At 68.5% G+C, this 22,541-nt stretch carries 9 protein-coding genes; all 9 read right to left on the bottom strand.

Annotated elements, in window-relative coordinates:
* Positions 1-112: 112 nt before the first annotated feature.
* The 9 genes from AWC25_RS03740 to AWC25_RS03780 all read right to left on the bottom strand — a co-directional run bounded on the left by AWC25_RS03740 (position 113) and on the right by AWC25_RS03780 (position 22,532).
* A complete protein-coding gene (locus AWC25_RS03740; RefSeq protein ID WP_085166367.1) occupies positions 113-3,181 on the bottom strand; it encodes a type I polyketide synthase in 3,069 nt (1,022 codons plus the stop codon).
* Positions 3,181-9,534: a type I polyketide synthase gene (locus tag AWC25_RS03745; RefSeq protein WP_085166368.1), complete on the bottom strand. Its 6,354-nt coding sequence runs from the start codon at positions 9,532-9,534 to the stop codon at positions 3,181-3,183. The genes AWC25_RS03740 and AWC25_RS03745 overlap by 1 nt, the downstream gene beginning before the upstream one ends.
* A 17-nt stretch (positions 9,535-9,551) precedes the next feature.
* Positions 9,552-15,962, bottom strand: a complete 6,411-nt coding sequence (locus AWC25_RS03750; protein WP_085166369.1) for a type I polyketide synthase — start codon at positions 15,960-15,962, stop codon at positions 9,552-9,554.
* Positions 15,963-16,022: 60 nt separating this feature from the next.
* Positions 16,023-17,084 (bottom strand): type III polyketide synthase, encoded by a 1,062-nt coding sequence (locus AWC25_RS03755; protein WP_069400359.1) that lies wholly within the window; start codon positions 17,082-17,084, stop codon positions 16,023-16,025.
* A gap of 144 nt (positions 17,085-17,228) precedes the next feature.
* A complete protein-coding gene (gene argH / locus AWC25_RS03760; protein ID WP_069400360.1) occupies positions 17,229-18,653 on the bottom strand; it encodes an argininosuccinate lyase in 1,425 nt (474 codons plus the stop codon).
* Complete coding sequence (locus tag AWC25_RS03765) at positions 18,650-19,870, bottom strand: argininosuccinate synthase (RefSeq protein WP_085166370.1); 1,221 nt, start codon at positions 19,868-19,870, stop codon at positions 18,650-18,652. Before AWC25_RS03765 ends, argH begins: the two co-directional genes overlap by 4 nt.
* A gap of 27 nt (positions 19,871-19,897) precedes the next feature.
* Positions 19,898-20,395 carry an arginine repressor gene (locus tag AWC25_RS03770; protein ID WP_069400362.1) on the bottom strand — a complete coding sequence of 166 codons (498 nt, stop codon included), beginning with the start codon at positions 20,393-20,395 and terminating at the stop codon, positions 19,898-19,900.
* The gene (gene argF / locus AWC25_RS03775) at positions 20,392-21,318 is read right to left on the bottom strand and encodes an ornithine carbamoyltransferase (RefSeq protein WP_069400363.1); all 927 of its coding nucleotides are present in this window, start codon (positions 21,316-21,318) and stop codon (positions 20,392-20,394) included. Before argF ends, AWC25_RS03770 begins: the two co-directional genes overlap by 4 nt.
* The gene (locus AWC25_RS03780; protein ID WP_085166374.1) at positions 21,315-22,532 is read right to left on the bottom strand and encodes an acetylornithine transaminase; all 1,218 of its coding nucleotides are present in this window, start codon (positions 22,530-22,532) and stop codon (positions 21,315-21,317) included. The genes argF and AWC25_RS03780 overlap by 4 nt, the downstream gene beginning before the upstream one ends.
* Between the last annotated feature and the right edge of the window lie 9 nt (positions 22,533-22,541).

Raw genomic sequence — 22,541 nt, forward strand, 5'->3', positions numbered from 1 at the left:
CTGCACGAGAGTGTATGCGGCCCCGTTGCGGCCCGCAAAGATTCGGCTATTCAACACATGTCGGATACGACCGTGGTGGAGTGCGTAATAGCATCCGCCAACCGGGATTTCGTCATTCGACGTCGTCGGTGTTGTTGGACTTCAGGGCGAGCGCGATCAGCGCATCGGCGCTCAGTGAATCGATGTCGTCCGCACTGACCGTCGAATCGGCCAGCAGTGGTTCGTCCTCGCCGGCCAACACCAGCAACTTGTCCAGCAATCCGGTGCGCCGAAGTTCGCGCAGCGGAATCTTTCTCAGCGTTGCCCAGATCTTGGCGTCTTCGGACTCTGCGCTCGCGTCGTGCAGCAGTTGCTGACGCAGATGAGCGGCCAGCCCCGACGGAGTAGGAAAGTCGAATATCAGGGTGCGCGACAATGCCAATCCCGTGGCGGCCTTGAGGCGATTGCGAAGTTCCACACCGGTCAGCGATTCGAAGCCGAAGTCCTGGAAGGCGCGGTCGACGTCGATGTCGCGGCCACTTGAGTGCCCCAGCACCGTTGCCGCATGCGCGCACACCAACTCCAGCAGCCGCCGATGCTGCTCGTCGGGCGCCAATGTCCGCAGCTCGTCGGCCAGGCCCGCGGCCCGGCTCACCGGCGCCGGTGTTTCACCGCCGGAGTTCAGCCAGAACCGTTGCCGGGCAAAGCCATACGTCGGAAGAGCGACCCGGCGGGCAGCCAGTCCGCTGAACACCACGGGCCAACTCACCGGCGCCCCTTGGGAAAATAGCTCGCCGGCCGCGCCGAGTATGGCTTCGACTTCGGACCTGTCCTTGGTCAGCGTCGCGATCGCGGCCGCATGTTCATCGCGCAGCGACCGCCCAATCGCGGCGCTCAGGCCCGCCGCGGGACCCAGCTCGACGAACAGCCCGGCTCCCAGCGACTCGGCCGACCGCACACCGTCGACGAACCGGACCGGCCGGCGCACATGTTCAACCCAGTAGTCCGCCGATCCGTAGCCGCCTCCGGCCAGCCGTCCAGTCATGTTCGATACCAAACCAATCCGCGCCTCACGAGGCGTGAGGCCGGCGATGAGATCGCCGAACTCGTCCATCATCGGCTCCATCAGGGGCGAGTGAAACGCGTGCGACACCGCCAGCCGATGCACGCGAACGCCGCGCTGCGCGAACCTGTCGGCCACCGCGCTCACCGGGCCCTCAGCTCCCGAAATCACCACGGAGTCATCGGCATTGACGGCCGCGATCGCAACGCCGTCGGACAGCACCGCGGTGACGGCGTCCGCACCGGCGGCGAGCGCGACCATGACGCCGCCGGCCGGAAGGCCGGCCATCAGCCGGCCCCGCGCCGCCACCAGCCGTGCTGCATCTTCGAGCGTCAGCACATCCGCGACGGCCGCGGCGGTGATCTCGCCCACTGAATGTCCCATCACCAGATCGGGCTCAATTCCCCAGCTGCGCAACAGCGCCGACAATGCCACGCCGACGGCGAACAGCGCGGGCTGCGCGAACTCGGTGTTGGCCAACAGTTCCGCGTCGTCACCCCACACGACGTCGCGCAAATCGGTCCGCGCATGCTGATTCAATGCCGCGACGGCGTCGTCGAAAGTATCGGCGAACACCGGCCACCGGCGGTAGAGCTGCCGGCCCATGCCCGGCCATTGGGAACCCTGCCCGGGGAACACGAACACGGTCTTGCCCGGGTGCCTGGCCCGCCGTGCCACCGCGTCGGGGTCACCGGCGGCCAGCCGCGTCAAACCCGTTGTCAGCACCTGCCGATCGCTACCCACCAGTACCGCTCGATGCTCGAACACCGAACGGGTGGTGACCAGTGACCAGGCGACGTCAGAGACCGCCAGATCCGGGTCGGCGGCGACATGGGCGGCCAGCCGTGCCGCCTGGTTGGCCAACGCCTGGGTCGAGCGGGCCGACAGCACCCAGGCCACCGGCGTCCGCTGGTGAGCCGGCCTGTCCGCGGGCGGCGGGGCGGGCGCCTGCTCGAGGATCACGTGAGCGTTGGTCCCGCCCATGCCGAACGACGACACCCCTGCCCGCCGCGGCCGGCCCGGTGCCGGCCAGCCGGCCGGCGCGGAATTGACCTGCAGGCCATAGCCTTTCAGATCGCCGGCATCTGCTCCGTCGTAATTGAGGCTCGCCGGGATCAAGTCGTTTTCCAGGGCCAGTACCGTTTTCAGCAGGCCGGTGACGCCGGCGGCGGCTCCGGTGTGGCCGATGTTCGTCTTGACCGAGCCGACGTGTACCGGATCGTCCCGTCGTTCGCCGAAGATCTCCCCCAGGGCACCGGCCTCGACCGGGTCGCCGACCTGGGTTCCGGTGCCGTGCGCCTCGACGTAGTCGATATCCCGGCTGCCGAGACCGGCATCTGCCAGCGCGCGACGGATGACCGCGGCCTGCGCCTGGGGGGACGGCACGGTCTGGCCGACGGAGCTGTGTCCGGCATTGTTGACCGCTGTTGCGCGGATGACGGCGCGGACTCGATCCCCGTCCTTGACGGCGGCGGGCAGCGGCTTCAGCAGCACCATCCCGGCGCCCTCGGACCGCACGTAGCCGTCCGCACGGCCATCGAAGGCGTAGGTGCGCCCGGACGCGGACAGGGCGCCAAATTCCTGTTCCAGCATTGCCGTTTCGTCGGCCAGATTGAGGTGGACACCCCCGGCGATGGCCAGCGCTGCCGCACCCGAGCGGACGCTCTCGCAGGCCAGGTGGACGGCGACCAATGACGACGACTGTGCGGTATCGATCACCATGCTGGTGCCCTGCACACCGAAGGCGTAGGAGATCCTGTTCGCGATCATGGCGCGGCTGAGCCCGCCGAACGAATGGTGGTCGAGGTGGTCGGCGCCCGCGCGAAGCGTGAGAACGGCATAATCGTCGTTCATGGCGCCGAGATAGATCGAAACCTGTTGGCCGCGCAGGCTATCCGGGATCAGGCGAGCGTCTTCGCACAGTTCCCACGCCAGTTCGAGCGCCAGCCGCTGGCGCGGGTCCATCGCGCGGGCCTCGCGGGGCGAGAGGTTGAAGAAGTCCGCGTCGAACTCGGCGACGTTTCCGGGAAGCCGGTTCTCTTCGCGTCCGTCCCGCAGCACGTTCCAGAACTCATCCGGGCTGCTGGCCCCGGGTAGCCGGCAGGCCAGGCCGATGATCGCTACGTCCGTGGGCGACATCAGGGGCCGTAGTCGTCATCGAGGATGGCGAACAGTTCGCGTTCGGTGGCGGTGGCGATGTCGTCGTCGAGCAGCTGCGTTTGGTCGGGCGGGGCCGGCGACGGGGTTTCCAGCTCGGCCAGGATGGCCTGAATGCGGACGGCCAGGCGGGTCTTGTCGTCGTCTGTCCAGCCGGGTTGGTTGACCAATGTCTGTAGTTCGCGGGCGATGTCGTTGAACCGAGCCAGTCGATCGGGTTCGGCGGCGGCTGACCCGGTGGTCGCGGAGCTCAGATGTCCATCGATATGTTCGGCCAGCGCCGCCGGGGTCGGGTAGTCGAAGATCAGATTGGGTGAAAGGGTAAGTCCTGTAGCGGTTTTCAGCCGATTGCGTAGTTCGACCGCGGTCAGTGAGTCGAAGCCGAGATCCTGGAACGGCAGCGTGGCCTCGAGATCGACGCTCGATCGACCCAGCACCGTTGCGGCGTTGGTGCACACCAATTCCACCAATTGGTGGTGACGCTGCTCGGGGCTCAGCCCCTGCAGCCGGGTGGCCAGCCCCGACATCGACACGGCAGCGCCGGCATCGCTGATGAGCCGACGGCCCGGTCGGGCGACCAGGTCGCGCAGCACCGGGGGCACGGCGCCGTGTGCGCCCAATCCCGACGCGTCGATGCGCGCGGCCACCAGCAGCGGGCGATCGGCCAACATGGCCTCGTCGAATAGCTGTAGCGCGTGCGGGGTGGACAACGGCGCCAGCCCGATTCGGCTCATGCGGGCCTTGTCGCGCTCGTCGAGGTGTGCGGTCATGCCGCTGGCCTGTTCCCACAACCCCCACGCCACCGACAACCCCGGCAGACCCTGCGCCCGCCGCGCGGCAGCCAGCGCATCAAGAAAACTGTTGGCCGCCGCATAATTGCCCTGCCCGGGCGAACCGACAATACCGGCCATCGACGAAAACAACACAAACGCCGACAAATCACGATCACGGGTCAACTCGTGCAAATTCCAGGCACCATCAACCTTGGCCCGCAACACCGCATCCACCCGATCCGCCGACAACGAACCAATCAACCCATCATCGAGCACACCCGCAGCATGAAACACCCCCCGCAACGGAAACCGCGCCGGCAACCCCGCAATCAACTCAGCCACCGCCACACGATCGGCCACATCACAGGCCACCACCGACACCTGCGCCCCCGCCCCGGTCAACCCCTCCACCACCGCGCTGACACCGTCAGCCTCCCCACCGCGACGACTAACCAACACCACATGCCCCACCCCATACCGAGCCACCAGATGCGCAGCCACCGCCGCACCGACCATCCCGGTACCCCCAGTCACCACCACACTGCCGCCAGCCAGGCTGCCCCCCGCCGTCGCAAGCACCCGATCCCCCGGACCGTCCGGCAGTGTCAGAACCACCTTGCCGATCTGGCGGGCCTGGCTGACAAACCGATACGCCGCGGACGCCGAACGCACGTCAAAGGCCTTGCTGGGCAACGGCTTCAACACCCCCGCAGCGAACAGACTCATCAACTCGGTCAGCATCGACGCGATGAGGTCGGGTCCGGCTTCCATCAGGTCGAAAGCGCGGTAGCGCACACCCTCGGGCATCGCAGCAGGGTCGCGCAGATCGGTCTTACCCATCTCGATGAACCGCCCACCACCGACCAACAACCGCAACGACGCATCCAAAAACTCCCCCGCCAACGAGTTGAGCACCACATCCACCCCGGCCCCACCCGTGGTCACCAAAAACTTCTGCTCAAACTCCACACTACGGGTATCACCAATGTGATCATCATCAAAACCCAACGCCCGCAACACATCCCACTTACCCCGACTGGCAGTGACAAACACCTCCGCACCCCAAAACCGCGCCAACTGCACCGCCGCCATACCCACCCCACCGGTAGCCGCATGCACCAAGACCCGCTCCCCAGCCCGCACCCCGGCCAACACCGACAACCCATACAACGCCGTCAAAAACACCACCGGCACCCCAGCCGCCTGCGCCAACGACCACCCCGCCGGCACCACCGTCACCAACCGCGCATCCACCACCGCCTCAGAACCCACCACCCCCAACAAACCCATCACCACATCACCCACGGCAAGCCCCCCAACACCAGAACCCACCTCAACCACCACGCCAGCACCCTCAGCACCGAGTTCACCACCACCGGGATACATCCCCAACGCCACCAACACATCCCGAAAGTTGACCCCCACCGCAGCCACCGCAACCCGCACCTGCCCCGACCCCAACTCGGTGCCAGGCGCCGGAACGACCACGACGTCCTCCAAAGTGCCACCCCCACCGGCGGCCAAACGCCAGCCGCCGGCCGGTAATTCGAGCACGGCTCCGGCCCCGACCGCTACCAGTCGCGCGGCGTGGGCAACACCGGAACGCACCACCAACTGCGGTTCCCCACAACCGATCACATCGCCAATCTCCAACGAACCGTCCGAATCGACCAACACCACCCGACCCGGCTGCTCAGCCTGCGCCGCCCGCACCAACCCCCACACCGCCGCACCCGCCAAATCCACCACACCCTCACCGGCCAACCCCACCGCACCACGCGTCAACACCACCAACACACGACCATCCGCACCAGCCAACCACGACTGCAACACCCCCAACGCCTCATGCGTGGCCGCATACACCCCCGCCACCGAATCCCCCAACGGCGGCTCCCACACCCACACCCCCCCAACACCAACCCCATTGACCTCCACCGACACCGGCGACCAGGCAAGCTCATACAGGCCCCCGGCGCCGCCGGCCGCGGCGGCCAATGCGGCCGACAGCGCGCCGATCGAGATCGGCCGGACCACCAATTCGCGCACCGACAACACCGGCAACCCGGATCCGTCGGCGAGATCCACCGACACCGCGCTGATGCCAACCGGCGCGATCCGCACCCGGACCCGCGACGCGCCCGCGGCATGCAAACAGACGCCCTGCCACGAGAACGGCAACATCGTCTCGGCCTGGTCACCGACGACGCCCATCGCGTGCAGGGCCGCGTCCAGTAGCACGGGATGAATCCCGAAGCCGCCGACCGTCACCCCCTCGGGCACGCCGACCTCGGCGAAAACGGCGTTGTCCAAGCGCCACATGGCGTGCAGACCCCGGAAGGCCGGACCGTATTCGTAACCACGTTGCGTCAACTGCGGGTAGGCGTCGGTGACGTCCACCGCGGCGGCCCCGACCGGGGGCCACACCGACAGGTCCGCGGCGGGCTCGGGTTCTGTTGCGCTCAGCGTGCCTTGCGCGTGCAGCACCCAGGCCGAATCCGGCGCCGCGCCACGCGAATACACCCACACGGCCCGCGCGCCGGACTCGCCCGCGGCATCCACGACGACCTGCACGCGGGCGTTGACTCCCGACGGCAATACCAGCGGCCCCAGCAGGGTGAGCTCTTCCACCACCGAGCAGCCGACCTCGTCCCCGGCCCGCAACGCCAATTCGACAAAACCCGCACCGGGGAACAGCATCACTCCGTCGACGATGTGGTCGGCCAGCCACGGCGCGCCGCCCACCGACAGTGAACCCGTCAGCACGACGCCGCCGGAGTCGGGCCGTTCGATCACCGCGCCGAGCAAGGGATGCGCGGTGCGGGCCAGGCCGACACCGCTGACGTTTCCGGATGCCACGGCCCCGAGCGGCAGCCAGAACCGTTGGTGGGTAAACGCATAGGTGGGGAGGTCGACCCGGCGCCCCTCGCCCACTGCCGCGGGCCATTTGACGTCCACGCCGATGGTGTACAGCTGGCCGAGCGCGGTCAGCGCCGATTCCACTTCCGGGCGGTTATTGGCCAGCAGGGCGACCGAGGTGGCTTTCCCGCTGGTCAACGATTGTTCGACGGCGGCGGTCAGACCACGACCGGGACCGACCTCGATGAATGCCTTGGCGCCCAGCGACTCAGCGGTTCGCACACCGTCGGCGAAACGCACCGGCCGGCGCACATGTTCGACCCAATATCGCGGCGAACCGTATCCCGGGCCGGCCAGCTCTCCGGTCAGGTTGGAGATCAAGGCGATTCGCGGCGGCGACGGAGAGATCCCGGTGACCCGCCGGGTGAACTCGTCGAGCATCGGTTCCATCAAGGGGGAATGAAAGGCGTGCGACACGGCCAGCCGGTGAGTTCGCCGTCCCTGCTGCGCCAGCAGGTCCGCGGCAGCGGTGACGGCGGCGTCGGCGCCCGAGATCACCACGGCGTTGGGGCCGTTGACCGCGGCGATGTCGATCCGATCGGTTAGCAGCGGCGAAACGTCGGCTTCTCCGGCGGCGACCGCGACCATGGCGCCACCCGGCGGCAGCGCCGCCATCATGCGGCCCCGGGCGGCGACCACCTGCGCGGCGTCCGGCAGCGACAGCACGCCGGCCACGTGGGCCGCGGTGATCTCACCGACGGAATGGCCGGTGACGATGTCGGGGTCCACCCCCCAGTGCCGCAGCAGCGCCGCTGCGGCCGCCTCGACGGCGAACAATGCGGGCTGAGCGAATTCGGTGTTCTCCAGCAGGTCGGGGTCGCTACCCCAGATCACTTGTCGCAGCGGCAGTCTCAATAACGGGTCGAGCGCCGCGGCGACGTCGTCGAACGCGTCCGCGAACTCGCCGTAGCGGTCGTAAAGCTGCTGTCCCATCCCGAGCCATTGGGCACCCTGGCCGGGAAAGACGAACACCGTCTTGCCCGCCGAGCGGACCCGCCCGGCGGCCACACCGGCGCCGGGCTCGACGGCCACCAGTTCGCGCAGTCCTTGCAGTAGCCGGTCACGGCCGGCGCCGACCACCACGGCCCGATGGTCGAACACCGCGCGGGTCGTCACCAGCGACCAGGCGATGTCGCGGGGACTCAGGTCCGCGTGTTCGGACGCGTGCACGAGCAGCCGTGCGGCCTGGCTGGTCAGCGCCTGTTCGGTACGGGCCGACAGTACCCATGCGGTGGCACCCGGATCGGGTTGGGCCGCAACGGGTTCAGTGTCGGGCGCCTGTTCGATGATGACGTGGGCGTTGGTACCGCTGATCCCGAACGACGACACCCCGGCGCGGCGCGGCCCGTCGTGCTGGGGCCAGTCTCGGGACTCGGTGAGCACCGACACCGCTCCCGCCGACCAATCCACGTGGGGTGAGGGCACATCCACGTGCAGCGTCTGCGGCAGCACCCCGTGCCGGATGGCCTGAATCATCTTGATGACGCCGGCCACGCCGGCGGCGGCCGAGGTGTGGCCGATGTTGGATTTGATCGAGCCCAGCCACAGTGGGCGGTCGACGGTCCGGTCCTGGCCATAGGTGGCCAACAAGGCTTGCGCCTCAATCGGATCACCCAGCACGGTGCCGGTGCCATGTCCCTCGACGACGTCGACGTCGGCGGCGGTCAATCCGGCGTTGGCCAGCGCCGTGCGGATGACCCGTTGCTGGGAAGGCCCGTTCGGCGCGGTCAGTCCGTTGGAGGCGCCATCCTGGTTGACGGCGGTGCCGCGTACCAGCGCCAGCACGGGATGACCGGCTCGGCGCGCATCGGCGAGGCGCTCCACCACCAGCACTCCGGCGCCCTCCGCCCACGCCGTCCCATCGGCGGCCCCGGCGTACACCTTGCACCGGCCATCCGGCGCCAACGCTCGCTGACGGCTGAACTCGACGAACGCGGCGGGCGTCGCCATCACCGTGACACCACCGACCAGCGCCAGGTCGCATTCGCCGGATCGCAGCGACTGTGCCGCCAGATGCAGCGCCACCAATGACGACGAGCACGCCGTATCGATCGACACCGCCGGGCCTTCCAGTCCCAACACGTAGGAGACCCGGCCCGAAGTGACGCTCAGTGTCGAGCCGGTGAGCCCGTACCCTTCCAGTTCGCCCTCGACCTGACCGCCATACCCGGCGTGGATCACACCGGCGAACACACCGGTCGCCGAGCCGCGCAGGCCGAGCGGGTCAATCCCGGTGCGCTCCAATGCTTCCCAGGACAGCTCGAGCATCAGACGTTGTTGCGGATCCATCGCCAGCGCTTCGCTGGGGCCGACGTTGAAGAAACCGGCGTCGAAATCACCCGCGTCGGCGAGAAATGAACCCTGGTTGACATACATCTTCCCGGGTGCGTCGGGGTCGGGGTCGTAGAGTCCCGCGATATCCCAGCCGCGATCGGCCGGGAAATCCGAGACGGCGTCGCGGCCCTTAACGACCATGTCCCACAGTGCCTCCGGCGAATCGGCACCGCCCGGATACCGGCACGCCATGCCCACCACCGCCACCGGCTCGGACAGCCGGCCTTCCAACTCGGCCACCCGACGACGCGAGCGCCGCAGATCTGCGGTCAGCCGCTTGAGGTAATCAAGATGTTTGTCGGTGTCCGACACTGGCGCTCCTTGGGCTCTTACGAGCCGAGTTCTTCGTCGAGGATTGCGAAGAGTTCACTTTCGGTAGCCGTGTGAATGTCTTCGTCATCGGTTCCGTGCAGGTTGAGGGGGTCCGGGCCGGGACCAAACGTGCTCAGCAGCGCTTGGAGACGGGTGGCGAGATGCGGCTTGTCCTCGGGCTGCCAATCCGGTTGATTGAGCAGTGTGTGCAGCTCCCGGGTGATGTGATTGAACCGAGCCATCAGGTCGGCGGGTTTGGCGGACCCGGTGTCGGGAGCGGTGGACGCCGCCAAGCGGGAGTCGAGGTGTTCCGCCAGCGCCGCCGGGGTCGGGTAGTCGAAGATCAGCGTGGGTGAAAGGGTAAGTCCTGTAGCGGTTTTCAGCCGGTTGCGTAGTTCGACCGCGGTCAGGGAGTCGAAGCCGAGATCCTGGAAGACACTGCCCGCGTTGATGTCTCCGGCGTTGGGACGGCCCAGCACCGTGGCGGCGTTGCGGCAGACCAGTTCCACCAGTTCGACGTGGCGCTGCCCGGCCGACAGCCCTTGCAGGCGTGCGACCAGGCTGGTCATCGATGCCGAGCTGGTCTCGCTGTCGTCGATGATGCGGCGAATCGGGCGGGTGACCAGCTGGCTCAGCAGCGGCGGCAGCGACGCGCTGTTGTCCGCCAATGCGCCGGCGTCGATGCGCGCGGCTACCATCGTCGGCTGCTCGGTGAGCATGGCGGCGTCGAGGAGTCGCAGCGCCTGCTCGGTTGCCATGGGCGCCAGCCCGATTCGGCTCATGCGGGCCTTGTCGCGCTCGTCGAGGTGTGCGGTCATGCCGCTGGCCTGTTCCCACAACCCCCACGCCACCGACAACCCCGGCAGACCCTGCGCCCGCCGCGCGGCAGCCAGCGCATCAAGAAAACTGTTGGCCGCCGCATAATTGCCCTGCCCGGGCGAACCGACAATACCGGCCATCGACGAAAACAACACAAACGCCGACAAATCACGATCACGGGTCAACTCGTGCAAATTCCAGGCACCATCAACCTTGGCCCGCAACACCGCATCCACCCGATCCGCCGACAACGAACCAATCAACCCATCATCGAGCACACCCGCAGCATGAAACACCCCCCGCAACGGAAACCGCGCCGGCAACCCCGCAATCAACTCAGCCACCGCCACACGATCGGCCACATCACAGGCCACCACCGACACCTGCGCCCCCGCCCCGGTCAACCCCTCCACCACCGCGCTGACACCGTCAGCCTCCCCACCGCGACGACTAACCAACACCACATGCCCCACCCCATACCGAGCCACCAGATGCGCAGCCACCGCCGCACCGACCATCCCGGTACCCCCAGTCACCACCACACTGCCGCCAGCCAGGCTGCCCCCCGCCGTCGCAAGCACCCGATCCCCCGGACCGTCCGGCAGTGTCAGAACCACCTTGCCGATCTGGCGGGCCTGGCTGACAAACCGATACGCCGCGGACGCCGAACGCACGTCAAAGGCCTTGCTGGGCAACGGCTTCAACACCCCCGCAGCGAACAGACTCATCAACTCGGTCAGCATCGACGCGATGAGGTCGGGTCCGGCTTCCATCAGGTCGAAAGCGCGGTAGCGCACACCCTCGGGCATCGCAGCAGGGTCGCGCAGATCGGTCTTACCCATCTCGATGAACCGCCCACCACCGACCAACAACCGCAACGACGCATCCAAAAACTCCCCCGCCAACGAGTTGAGCACCACATCCACCCCGGCCCCACCCGTGGTCACCAAAAACTTCTGCTCAAACTCCACACTACGGGTATCACCAATGTGATCATCATCAAAACCCAACGCCCGCAACACATCCCACTTACCCCGACTGGCAGTGACAAACACCTCCGCACCCCAAAACCGCGCCAACTGCACCGCCGCCATACCCACCCCACCGGTAGCCGCATGCACCAAGACCCGCTCCCCAGCCCGCACCCCGGCCAACACCGACAACCCATACAACGCCGTCAAAAACACCACCGGCACCCCAGCCGCCTGCGCCAACGACCACCCCGCCGGCACCACCGTCACCAACCGCGCATCCACCACCGCCTCAGAACCCACCACCCCCAACAAACCCATCACCACATCACCCACGGCAAGCCCCCCAACACCAGAACCCACCTCAACCACCACGCCAGCACCCTCAGCACCGAGTTCACCACCACCGGGATACATCCCCAACGCCACCAACACATCCCGAAAGTTGACCCCCACCGCAGCCACCGCAACCCGCACCTGCCCCGACCCCAACTCGGTGCCAGGCGCCGGAACGACCACGACGTCCTCCAAAGTGCCACCCCCACCGGCGGCCAAACGCCAGCCGCCGGCCGGTAATTCGAGCACGGCTCCGGCCCCGACCGCTACCAGTCGCGCGGCGTGGGCAACACCGGAACGCACCACCAACTGCGGTTCCCCACAACCGATCACATCGCCAATCTCCAACGAACCGTCCGAATCGACCAACACCACCCGACCCGGCTGCTCAGCCTGCGCCGCCCGCACCAACCCCCACACCGCCGCACCCGCCAAATCCACCACACCCTCACCGGCCAACCCCACCGCACCACGCGTCAACACCACCAACACACGACCATCCGCACCAGCCAACCACGACTGCAACACCCCCAACGCCTCATGCGTGGCCGCATACACCCCCGCCACCGAATCCCCCAACGGCGGCTCCCACACCCACACCCCCCCAACACCAACCCCATTGACCTCCACCGACACCGGCGACCAGGCAAGCTCATACAGGCCCCCGGCGCCGCCGGCCGCGGCGGCCAATGCGGCCGACAGCGCGCCGATCGAGATCGGCCGGACCACCAATTCGCGCACCGACAACACCGGCAACCCGGATCCGTCGGCGAGATCCACCGACACCGCGCTGATGCCAACCGGCGCGATCCGCACCCGGACCCGCGACGCGCCCGCGGCATGCAAACAGACGCCCTGCCACGAGAACGGCAACATCGTCTCGGCCTGGTCACCGACGACGCCCATCGCGTGCAGGGCCGCGTCCAGTAGCACGGGATGAATCCCGAAGCCGCCGACCGTCACCCCCTCGGGCACGCCGACCTCGGCGAAAACGGCGTTGTCCAAGCGCCACATGGCGTGCAGACCCCGGAAGGCCGGACCGTATTCGTAACCACGTTGCGTCAACTGCGGGTAGGCGTCGGTGACGTCCACCGCGGCGGCCCCGACCGGGGGCCACACCGACAGGTCCGCGGCGGGCTCGGGTTCTGTTGCGCTCAGCGTGCCTTGCGCGTGCAGCACCCAGGCCGAATCCGGCGCCGCGCCACGCGAATACACCCACACGGCCCGCGCGCCGGACTCGCCCGCGGCATCCACGACGACCTGCACGCGGGCGTTGACTCCCGACGGCAATACCAGCGGCCCCAGCAGGGTGAGCTCTTCCACCACCGAGCAGCCGACCTCGTCCCCGGCCCGCAACGCCAATTCGACAAAACCCGCACCGGGGAACAGCATCACTCCGTCGACGATGTGGTCGGCCAGCCACGGCGCGCCGCCCACCGACAGTGAACCCGTCAGCACGACGCCGCCGGAGTCGGGTCGCTGGACCACGGCACCCAGCAAGCCGTGTTCGGCGCCGGTCACACCCAGCGCGTGCGGATCGCCGCCGCCGGCCTGAACCGGTGGCAACCAAAATCGCCGGCCCTGAAAGGCGTAGGTCGGCAAGTCGACCGGCGCGGCACCGGGGAAGACCGAGAGCCAATCGACCGCCACGCCCGTGGCGTGCGCCTGGCCCGCGGACAGCCAGAACCTGTCCAGCCCGCCGTCGTCGCGACCGAGCGTCGGAATCACGACCGGTTCCATGGTGTTTCGCGTGGCGATCGTGTCTTCGATCCCGGCGATCAGCACCGGATGCGGGCTTGACTCGATGAAAACCTGATACCCGGCCCCGCCGGCGGTGCGCAGCGCCTGTTCGAACTGCACCGTCTGGCGGATGCTGCGGTACCAGTAGTCGGCGTCCAGGTCGGCGGTGTCGATGGGTTCACCGGTGACGGTCGAGATGAAGGTCACCGGCGACGAGCGCGGCGCGATACCGGCCAGCGCCTGGGTGAGCGGTTCGCGGATCGGCTCGACCTGCGCCGAATGCGACGCGTAGTCGACGTCGATGCGTCGGGCGCGGATGTCGGTGCTCTCGCAACGCCGCATCAACTCGTCGAGCGCTTCGACCGCACCGGACACGACGACGGCCGAAATGCCGTTGACCGCAGCGATGTTGAGCCGGCCATCGGAGGGCTCCAGCAGTTCACGGGCCCGCGTCACCCCGCAGGCCAGCGAGACCATGCCGCCCGACCCCGACAGCCGCAGTAACAGGCGGCTGCGCAGCGCCACCACCCGGGCGGCGTCGTCCAGGGACAGCGCGCCGGCCACATAGGCCGCGGCGATCTCGCCCTGTGAATGTCCGATGACCGCGTCGGGGTGCACACCGACCGAACGCCACAACGCCGCCAGCGACACCATCATCGCCCACAACACCGGCTGCACCACGTCCACCCGGTCCAGACCCGGCGCGCCCGGCGCGCCGCGGATCACGTCGATCAACGACCAGTCCAGGTATTCGCCGAGCGCCTTGTCGCAGCGGTTCACGTGCTCGCCGAATACCGGTGCGGTGTCGAGCAATTGGGCGCCCATGCCGAGCCACTGCGATCCCTGGCCGGGGAACACGAACACCGTCTTGCCGACGCCACGGGCGCGACCGGCCACGACGTTGGGGCCCGGCTCACCGGCGGCGAGTCCGGCCAGCCCCGCGGCCAGCAGGTCGCGGTCGCCCACGACCACCGCCCGGTGCTCGAACGTCGACCGCGTCGACACCAGCGAGAACCCGACATCGTCGACGTCGAGGTCGGGTTCGGCCTGCACACGCTCCAGCAACCGCTGCGCCTGCCCGGCCAGCGCCTCCGGGGAACGCGCCGACAGCACCCACGGAACCGGGCGCGAATCGTTATTTGCAGTACTGTCAACGCCTTTCGAAGGCGTAGGGACGGCCGGCGGCTGTTCCAGGATGACGTGCGCGTTCGTGCCGCTGATCCCGAACGAGGACACCCCGGCGCGGCGCGGCCGGTCCCGCGCCGGCCACGGCTGTTGATCGGTCAGCAGGGCCACCGCGCCGGGCGACCAATCCACATGCGGCGTCGGCACATCCACGTGCAGCGTCTTGGGCATGACGCCGTGCCGCATCGCCTGCACCATCTTGATGACGCCCGCCACCCCGGCGGCTGCCGACGTGTGGCCCATGTTGGACTTGATCGACCCCAGCCACAACGGCCGGCCGGCGGGCCGGTCCTGTCCGTAGGTGGCCAGGATCGCTTGGGCCTCAATGGGATCGCCGAGCGTGGTCCCGGTGCCGTGGCCCTCGACCAGATCGACGTCGGCGGTGCCCAGCCGGGCGCTTTCCAGTGCCGCGCGGATCACGCGTTGCTGTGCGGGTCCATTGGGCGTGGCCAGTCCGTTGGAGGCACCATCCTGGTTGACCGCCGAGCCGCGTACCAGCGCCAGCACCCGGTGGCCCAACCGCCGCGCGTCGGCCAACCGCTCCAGCACCAGCGCGCCGACCCCCTCGGAGAACCCGGTTCCGTCGGCGGCCCCCGCATACGCCTTGCATCGGCCGTCGGGAGACAGCGCGCGCTGCCGGCTGAACTCCACGAACATCGCCGGCGTGGCCATCACCGTCACACCGCCGACCAGCGCCAGGTCGCATTCGCCTGATCGCAGTGCGCGGGCGGCCAGATGCAATGCCACCAGCGACGACGAGCACGCGGTGTCCACCGAGACGGCCGGACCCTGAAGGCCCAGCGAATACGCGACGCGTCCGGAGGCGACGCTCAGCGTCGAACCGCGCAGCCCGTACCGTTCCAGGTCCCCGGGCACCCGACCCTGGCCGCCGTAGGAGCCGTGGAAAATGCCGGCGAACACGCCCGTCGCCGAGCCGCGCAGGCCGAGCGGGTCGATGCCGGCCCGCTCCAGCGCCTCCCACGACACTTCCAGCAGCAATCGCTGTTGCGGATCCATCGCCAGCGCCTCGCTCGGCGCGATCCCGAAGAACGCCGCGTCGAAATCGGCTACGTGCGAGAGGAATCCGCCGCTGCGGGTGTAGGACTTTCCCGTCGCGTCGGGATCGGGGTCGAACAGTGCGGCCAGGTCCCAGCCGCGATCGGCCGGGAACTCCGACACCACGTCGCGGCCCTCGGCGACCATGTCCCACAAGGCTTCCGGGGAATCGATGCCGCCCGGATAGCGGCAGGCCATGCCCACCAGCGCCAGCGGTTCACTGGCCGCGGCCAGATACTCGCGGTTTTCCCGCTTCAGCCGCTCGTTGTCCTTCAGCGATGCCCGCAGGGCCCCGATCAGCTCGTCGGAACTGCTAGTCATGCGACCCGACCCTCTCGTGCTGCCCGGCCGCGCGGTGCAGCGACTCACGCTCGACTTGCATCAGTGCCAGCGCAGCAATACCAGCTCCGAACAGAAGCCGGGTCCCATCGCAAGCATCAGGCCCGGACTGCCGCTGGGCGGTGGTTTGGCCAGGGTGTCGCGCAGCACGTGCAGCACCGACGCCGACGACAGGTTGCCGATTTCGCCGAGCGAGCGCCAGGTCAGTTCCAGCGCCTCCGGGGGCAGGCTGAGCGCGGCGTTGATCGCCTCGACGACCTTGGGGCCGCCGGGATGGCTGACGAAGGCGCCGATGTCGGTCGTGGTCAGCCCGTGCGACCCAAGGAACGCGGTGACGTCGTCTTCGATGTATTGCTCGACGACGGCGGCGACGTCTTTCGACAGGACCAACTCGAAGCCGGTGGTGCCGACGTCGTAGCCCATCGTGCGCAGCGAATCGGGGTACAGGTGGCCGCGCGAATCCAGGACGTCGGGGCCGTGTGCGTCGATCTCCGCGGCGCGGCGGTCGCCGACCGCGACCACCGCCGCGGCCCCGTCAGCAAACAACGCGCTGCCGACCAGCCCGGCGAGCGACGGCTTGTAGCCCGGATAGGTCAAGGAGCACAGTTCCACCGAGATCAGCGCGGCCGCACCGTCGGGAACGCCGCGCAGGTAGTCATTGAGGCGGGCCACACCGGCCGCGCCGGCGACGCAGCCCAGCCCGAACAGCGGGACCCGGCGGACGTCCTCGCGCAGTCCGACCCGCCCGGCGATCCGGGCGTCGATCGACGGGACGGCCAGCCCGGTGACCGTCGTCGTGATCAGCACGTCGAGATCGCGCGGATGCACCCCGGCCTCGTCGAGTGCGCCCGTCAGCGCCTCACAGCCCAGCTCAACGGCGTTGTCGATATAGATCTGATTCGCCACCCCGAAGTCGGTCAGGGACGGGTACCGCTCCAGCGGAATCACCAAGTGACGACTGTTGACCTTCGCGCTGGTGTGCAGCTGCCGAACGATGTCCTCGTAGCCCTCGAACTCGGGGATGCTGACGAAGAAATCCGTGAGTTCGCGCTGCGAGTAGCGATACGGAGGCAAGGCACCGTAGACGCCGGCGATGACGCTCATCGGCCCCCCTTGGTAATAACAGACATGTTCAGCCGTTCAACCTTAACGCGATTAGCTGGGAGTTTAGCCCTCTTGGCGGACCAATGCCGAGACCAGCGGGCCCAACAAGACGGCGCCAGCAAACCGCAGGTTGCGCGGTGGGACTCAGCGCCGGAATTGATCGGACAACCGGGCCCGCAGCTGGTCGCAGCTATCCAGCACGTCACGCAACTGAGCGGCGACCCGGCCGGGCGCGGTGCCGCCGCGCGAGTCCCGTGACGACACCGAGCCCTCGATGGACAGCACCTCGCGAACCTGGGGCGTCAACTCGGGGCTGATGGCGGCCAGTTCGTCGTCCGTCAGCTCCTCGAGCCCGACCCCGCGCCCCTCGGCAGCGCGCACCGCGGCGCCGGCCGTCTCGTGCGCGGAGCGAAATGGAACACCTTGGCGGACAAGCCATTCCGCGATGTCGGTGGCCAATGTGTAGCCGGCCGGAGCCAGCGCCGCCATCCGCTCAACGTGGAAGGTCAGGCTGGCCACCAGCCCGGCCATCGCGGGTAACAGCAACTCCAGCTGGGCCACCGAGTCGAAGACCGGCTCCTTGTCTTCCTGCAGATCCCGGTTGTACGCCAGCGGCTGGGCCTTCAGCGTGGCCAGCAATCCTGCGAGATTGCCTATCAGCCGCCCGGATTTGCCCCGGGCCAGCTCGGCGATGTCGGGGTTTTTCTTCTGCGGCATGATGGAGCTGCCGGTCGACCAGGAGTCGTGCAGCGTGACATAGCCGAACTCCGTCGAACTCCACAAGATGATGTCCTCGGCCAGTCGGGACAGGTCGACACCGATCATCGCGAACACGAACGCCGCCTCGGCCGCGAAATCACGGGCGGCCGTCGCGTCGACGGAATTGGGCGCGGCGGCGGCAAAGCCCAGATCGGCGGCGATCGCGTCGGGGTCCAGGCCCAGCGACGAGCCGGCCAAAGCCCCCGAGCCGTACGGCGACACCGCCGCCCGCTTGTCGAAGTCGGCGATGCGTTCCACGTCGCGCAGCAGCGGGTGGGCGTGCGCGAGCAGATGATGCGCCAGCAGGATCGGCTGGGCGGACTGCAGATGGGTCTTACCGGGCATGATCGCCGCCGGGTGCGCCCCGGCCTGTTCAGCCAGCGCGGCAACGACATCCAGGGCCCCGGCCGCGACCCGCCGGACCGCGTCACGAAGCCACATCCGGAACAGGGTCGCCACCTGGTCGTTGCGCGACCGACCGGCTCGCAGCCGGCCACCCAACTCCTCGCCGACCCGGTCGATCAGGCCGCGTTCCAGCGCGGCGTGCACGTCCTCGTCGGTGACCAGCGGTGTGAAGCTGCCGTCGGCCACGTCCTCGGCGAGGCTGTCCAGCCCGGCCAGCAGGCCGTCACGCTGCTCCTCGGTGAGCAACCCGGCCCGGAACAACACGACGATGTGGGCGCGCGACGCGGTGATGTCGTAGGGGGCCAGCACCCAGTCGAAGTGAGTGGACTTGCTCAGCGCGGCGAGCGCGTCGGACGGCCCGTCGGAAAACCGCCCGCCCCACAACGATCCCTCGCGAGTGCTCACGCGTCGGCCGGGCCGGCTTGGGCTTGCAGATCCCGCCGGGAGGCGATTTTCGAGGACAGGCCGTGCACGTAGACGAAGCCCTTGGACATGGACTGGTCGAAGCTGTCGCCCTCGTCGTAGGTGGCCAGGTTGAAATCGTAGAGCGATTCGGCGCTGCGCCGTCCGTTCACCGCAATGTGCCCACCGTGCAACACCATTCGGATCTCCCCGGTGACATGCTCCTGCGTCTTGGCGACGAAACTTTCCAGCGCCACCTTGAGCGGGGAATACCACAGCCCGTCATAGACCAGCTCGGCCCAGCGCTGGTCGGTATGCCGTTTGAACCGGCCCAGTTCGCGCTCGAGGGTCACGTGTTCGAGCTCGGCGTGGGCGGTGATCAGCACCATCGCGCCCGGCGCCTCGTAGATTTCGCGGCTCTTGATGCCGACCAGCCGGTCCTCGACGACGTCAAGTCGGCCGACCCCCTGGGCGCCGGCGCGGGCGTTGAGTTCGACGATGGCCTCCAGCATCGACACCGGTTTGCCGTCGATGCTCACCGGCACCCCGCGCTCGAAACCGATGATGACCTCGTCGGGCGTGCTCCAGTTGAGGGTGGGGTCCTCGGTGTAGGCGTAGATGTCCTTGGTGGGCGCGTTCCACAGGTGTTCCAGGAAGCCGGTTTCCACGGCCCGGCCCCACACGTTCTGGTCGATGGAGAACGGCGAGCGCTTGGTGACGTTGATCGGGATCGCGTTCTCCTCGGCGAAGGCGATCGCCTTCTCCCGCGTCCAGGCGTAGTCGCGGACCGGCGCCAGCACCTCCAAATCCGGTGCCAGCGAACCGAATCCGACTTCGAACCGGACCTGGTCGTTGCCCTTACCGGTACAGCCGTGCGCAACGATGGTGCCGCCGTGTTCGCGGGCCGCGGCGACCAGGTGCTTGACGATCAACGGCCGGCTGATCGCGGACACCAGCGGGTAGCGGCCCATGTACAGCGCGTTGTTGAGCACCGTCGGCAGGCAGTACTCCTCGGCGAATTCGTCCCGGGCGTCGACCACGACCGCCTCGACGGCGCCGCAGTCCAGCGCCCGCTGACGCACGAGTTCCATGTCCTCGCCGCCCTGGCCAAGGTCGATCGCCACCGCCACGACCTCGCGGCCGGTCTCCTTGCCTATCCAGCTGATCGCCACCGAGGTGTCCAGACCGCCGGAATACGCCAGGATGACGCGTTCTGACATGAATCAATCTCCAGTCTTTTTCCAGTGCTACTTGAGTTCTTCCAAGGTCCTGGCCAGCTCGGCGCCCGTCATCGGCTCCCGAGCAGCCACGAAAAGAGTGTCGTCGCCGGCGATGGTGCCGACGACGTACGGTAACGCCGCACGGTCGATTGCGCTGGCCAAATAGTCGGCCGCCCCGGGCGGGGTGCGCAGCACCGCCAGGTTCGCGCTGGCGTCGGTCGACACCAGCAGCTCGCTCAGCAGTCGCGACAGCCGCGCGGTACCCCCGGACACGCCGCGCACTGGGCTGCCGTCCTCGGGGACCACGTAGACCCCGACGCCGCCGTCGGCGCCGCGCAGCTTCACCGCGCCGAGCTCCTCGAGGTCGCGCGACAGCGTGGCCTGGGTGACGTCGATGCCCTCGTCGGCCAGCCGTGCGGCCAATTCGCTTTGACTGCTGATCGACGACGACGACAGGATCGCCACGATGCGGGCCTGGCGGCCCGCGCGGGTGATGTCGGAGACGGCCTTGGTGTTGCGGGTCATCGGGAGCGCTCCAGCAGCCACACCAGCAGCGCCTTTTGGGCGTGCAGCCGGTTCTCGGCTTCGTCGAAGACGACGCTGGCCGGGCCGTCCATCACCTCGTCGGTGATCTCCTCATTGCGGTGAGCCGGAAGGCAGTGCAGCACAATGGCTTTCGAATCCGCAAGGCTGAGCAGCCCACTGTTCAGCTGGAATGGTCGAAACGGCGTCAGGCGGTCCAGTCCGTCGTCCTCCTGCCCCATCGACGTCCAGGTGTCGGTCACCAAGACGTCGGCGCCGGCGGCGGCCGCGGCGGGGTCGGTGGTGACCGTGATCGACGCGCCGGTTTCCGACGCGCGCCGCTCGGCGGCGGCCACGATGGCCGGGTTGGGTGTAAAACCGTCCGGGGCGGCGACCGTGACGTGCATCCCGGCGGTCACCCCGCCCAGCATCAAAGAGTGCGCCATGTTGTTGGCGCCGTCGCCGAAGTAGGACAGCCGCAGGCCGTCGAGCGGCCCCTTGTGCTCGGCGACCGTCTGCAGATCCGCCAGCACCTGGCAGGGGTGGAAGTCATCGGACAGCGCGTTGACCACCGGCACCGTCGCGGTCTGCGCCATGGCCTCGAGCCGGTCCTGGCCGAAGGTGCGCCACACGATGGCCTCGACGTAGCGGGACAGCACCTGCGCGGTGTCCTGCAGGGTCTCGTCGCGGCCCAGCTGGGTGGCGCCGCTGTCCACGACCACCGCGTGACCGCCCAGCTGTGCGATGCCGACCTCGAAGGAGAACCGGGTACGGGTGGAGTTCTTGTCGAACAGCACCGCGACGCCGCGCGGCCCGTCCAGGGGGCGCCGGCTGAACGGGCTCTTCTTGAGCTCGGCGGCCAGCTCGAGCACCTCCGCCTGCTCGGCCGGGGACAAATCGTCGTCGCGCAGGAAATGTCTAGTCACTTGCGCCCCACCTCATTGGCTCCGCCCTGCATCGTCGCGACGCGGGCATGAGCAGCCACCGTGTCGAGGACCCCGGGCAGCGCGGTCAGGAAGGCATCGATCTGGGCCTCGGTGATGACCAGTGGCGGTGCCAGCCGGATGACGTCGGGCGCGGGGGCGTTGACCAGGAATCCGCCGTCACGCGCGGCGGCCTCGACGTCCTTGGCGCGCGGCGCGGTCAGCACCACCCCGCACAGCAGTCCACGGCCGCGGGTGTGGTCGATCAGCGGGTGGCCGAGCGATTCAATGCCGTGCCGCAACACCTTTCCCATTTCGTCGGCATGCCGCAGCAGGTCGTCGTCGACGAGCACGCGCAGCACGGCGCGGGCCGCCGCGGTGCACACCGGGTTGCCGCCGAAGGTGCTGCCGTGCAGGCCGGGGGTCAGCAGGTCGGCGGCGGGGCCGATGGTCAGCACCGCCCCGATCGGCAGCCCACCGCCCAGGCCCTTGGCCAGGGTCACCACGTCGGGGGTGATGCCGTCGTGCTGGTGGGCGAAAAACGCACCGGTGCGCCCGATTCCGGTCTGCACCTCGTCGAGCACCAGCAGCGTGCCGTGGCGCGCGGTGATGTCGCGGGCCGCGGCCAGGTAGCCCGGGGGCGGGACGACGACGCCGCTCTCCCCCATGATCGGTTCCAGGAAGACCGCCGCGGTGTCGTCGTCGACGGCGGCGGCGAGCGCGTCGGCGTCACCGTACGGCACATGCCTGACATCGCCAGGCAGCGGCGCGAACGGCGCCTGCTTGGCCGGCTGACCCGTCAGCGCCAGCGAGCCCATCGTTCGGCCGTGGAATCCCTCTTGCGCCGCAACCAGTTTCGTGCGTCCGGTGAGCCGCGAAAGTTTGAACGCCATCTCGTTGGCTTCGGTGCCGGAGTTGCAGAAGAAGACGCGGGTGGTGGTGTCGGCGCCCAGCAACGCGACCAGCTCCTCGGCCAGCGCGATGCCCGGTTCGGTGGCATACAGGTTGGAGGTGTGGCCCAACGTGGCCATCTGTTCGGTGACGGCCTCGATGAGCGCCGGGTGCCGATGCCCGAGCACGTTGACCGCGATGCCGCCGAGCAGGTCCAGGTAGCTCCTGCCGTCCACGTCGGTGACCACGGCACCGTCGCCCCTGGCCAGCGCCACCGCCGGGGTGCCGTAGTTGTTCATCATCACGGCTTCCCAGCGCTGCCGCATGGCGTCCGT

The sequence above is a fragment of the Mycobacterium sherrisii genome (assembly GCF_002102355.1).
GTDB lineage: Bacteria > Actinomycetota > Actinomycetes > Mycobacteriales > Mycobacteriaceae > Mycobacterium > Mycobacterium sherrisii.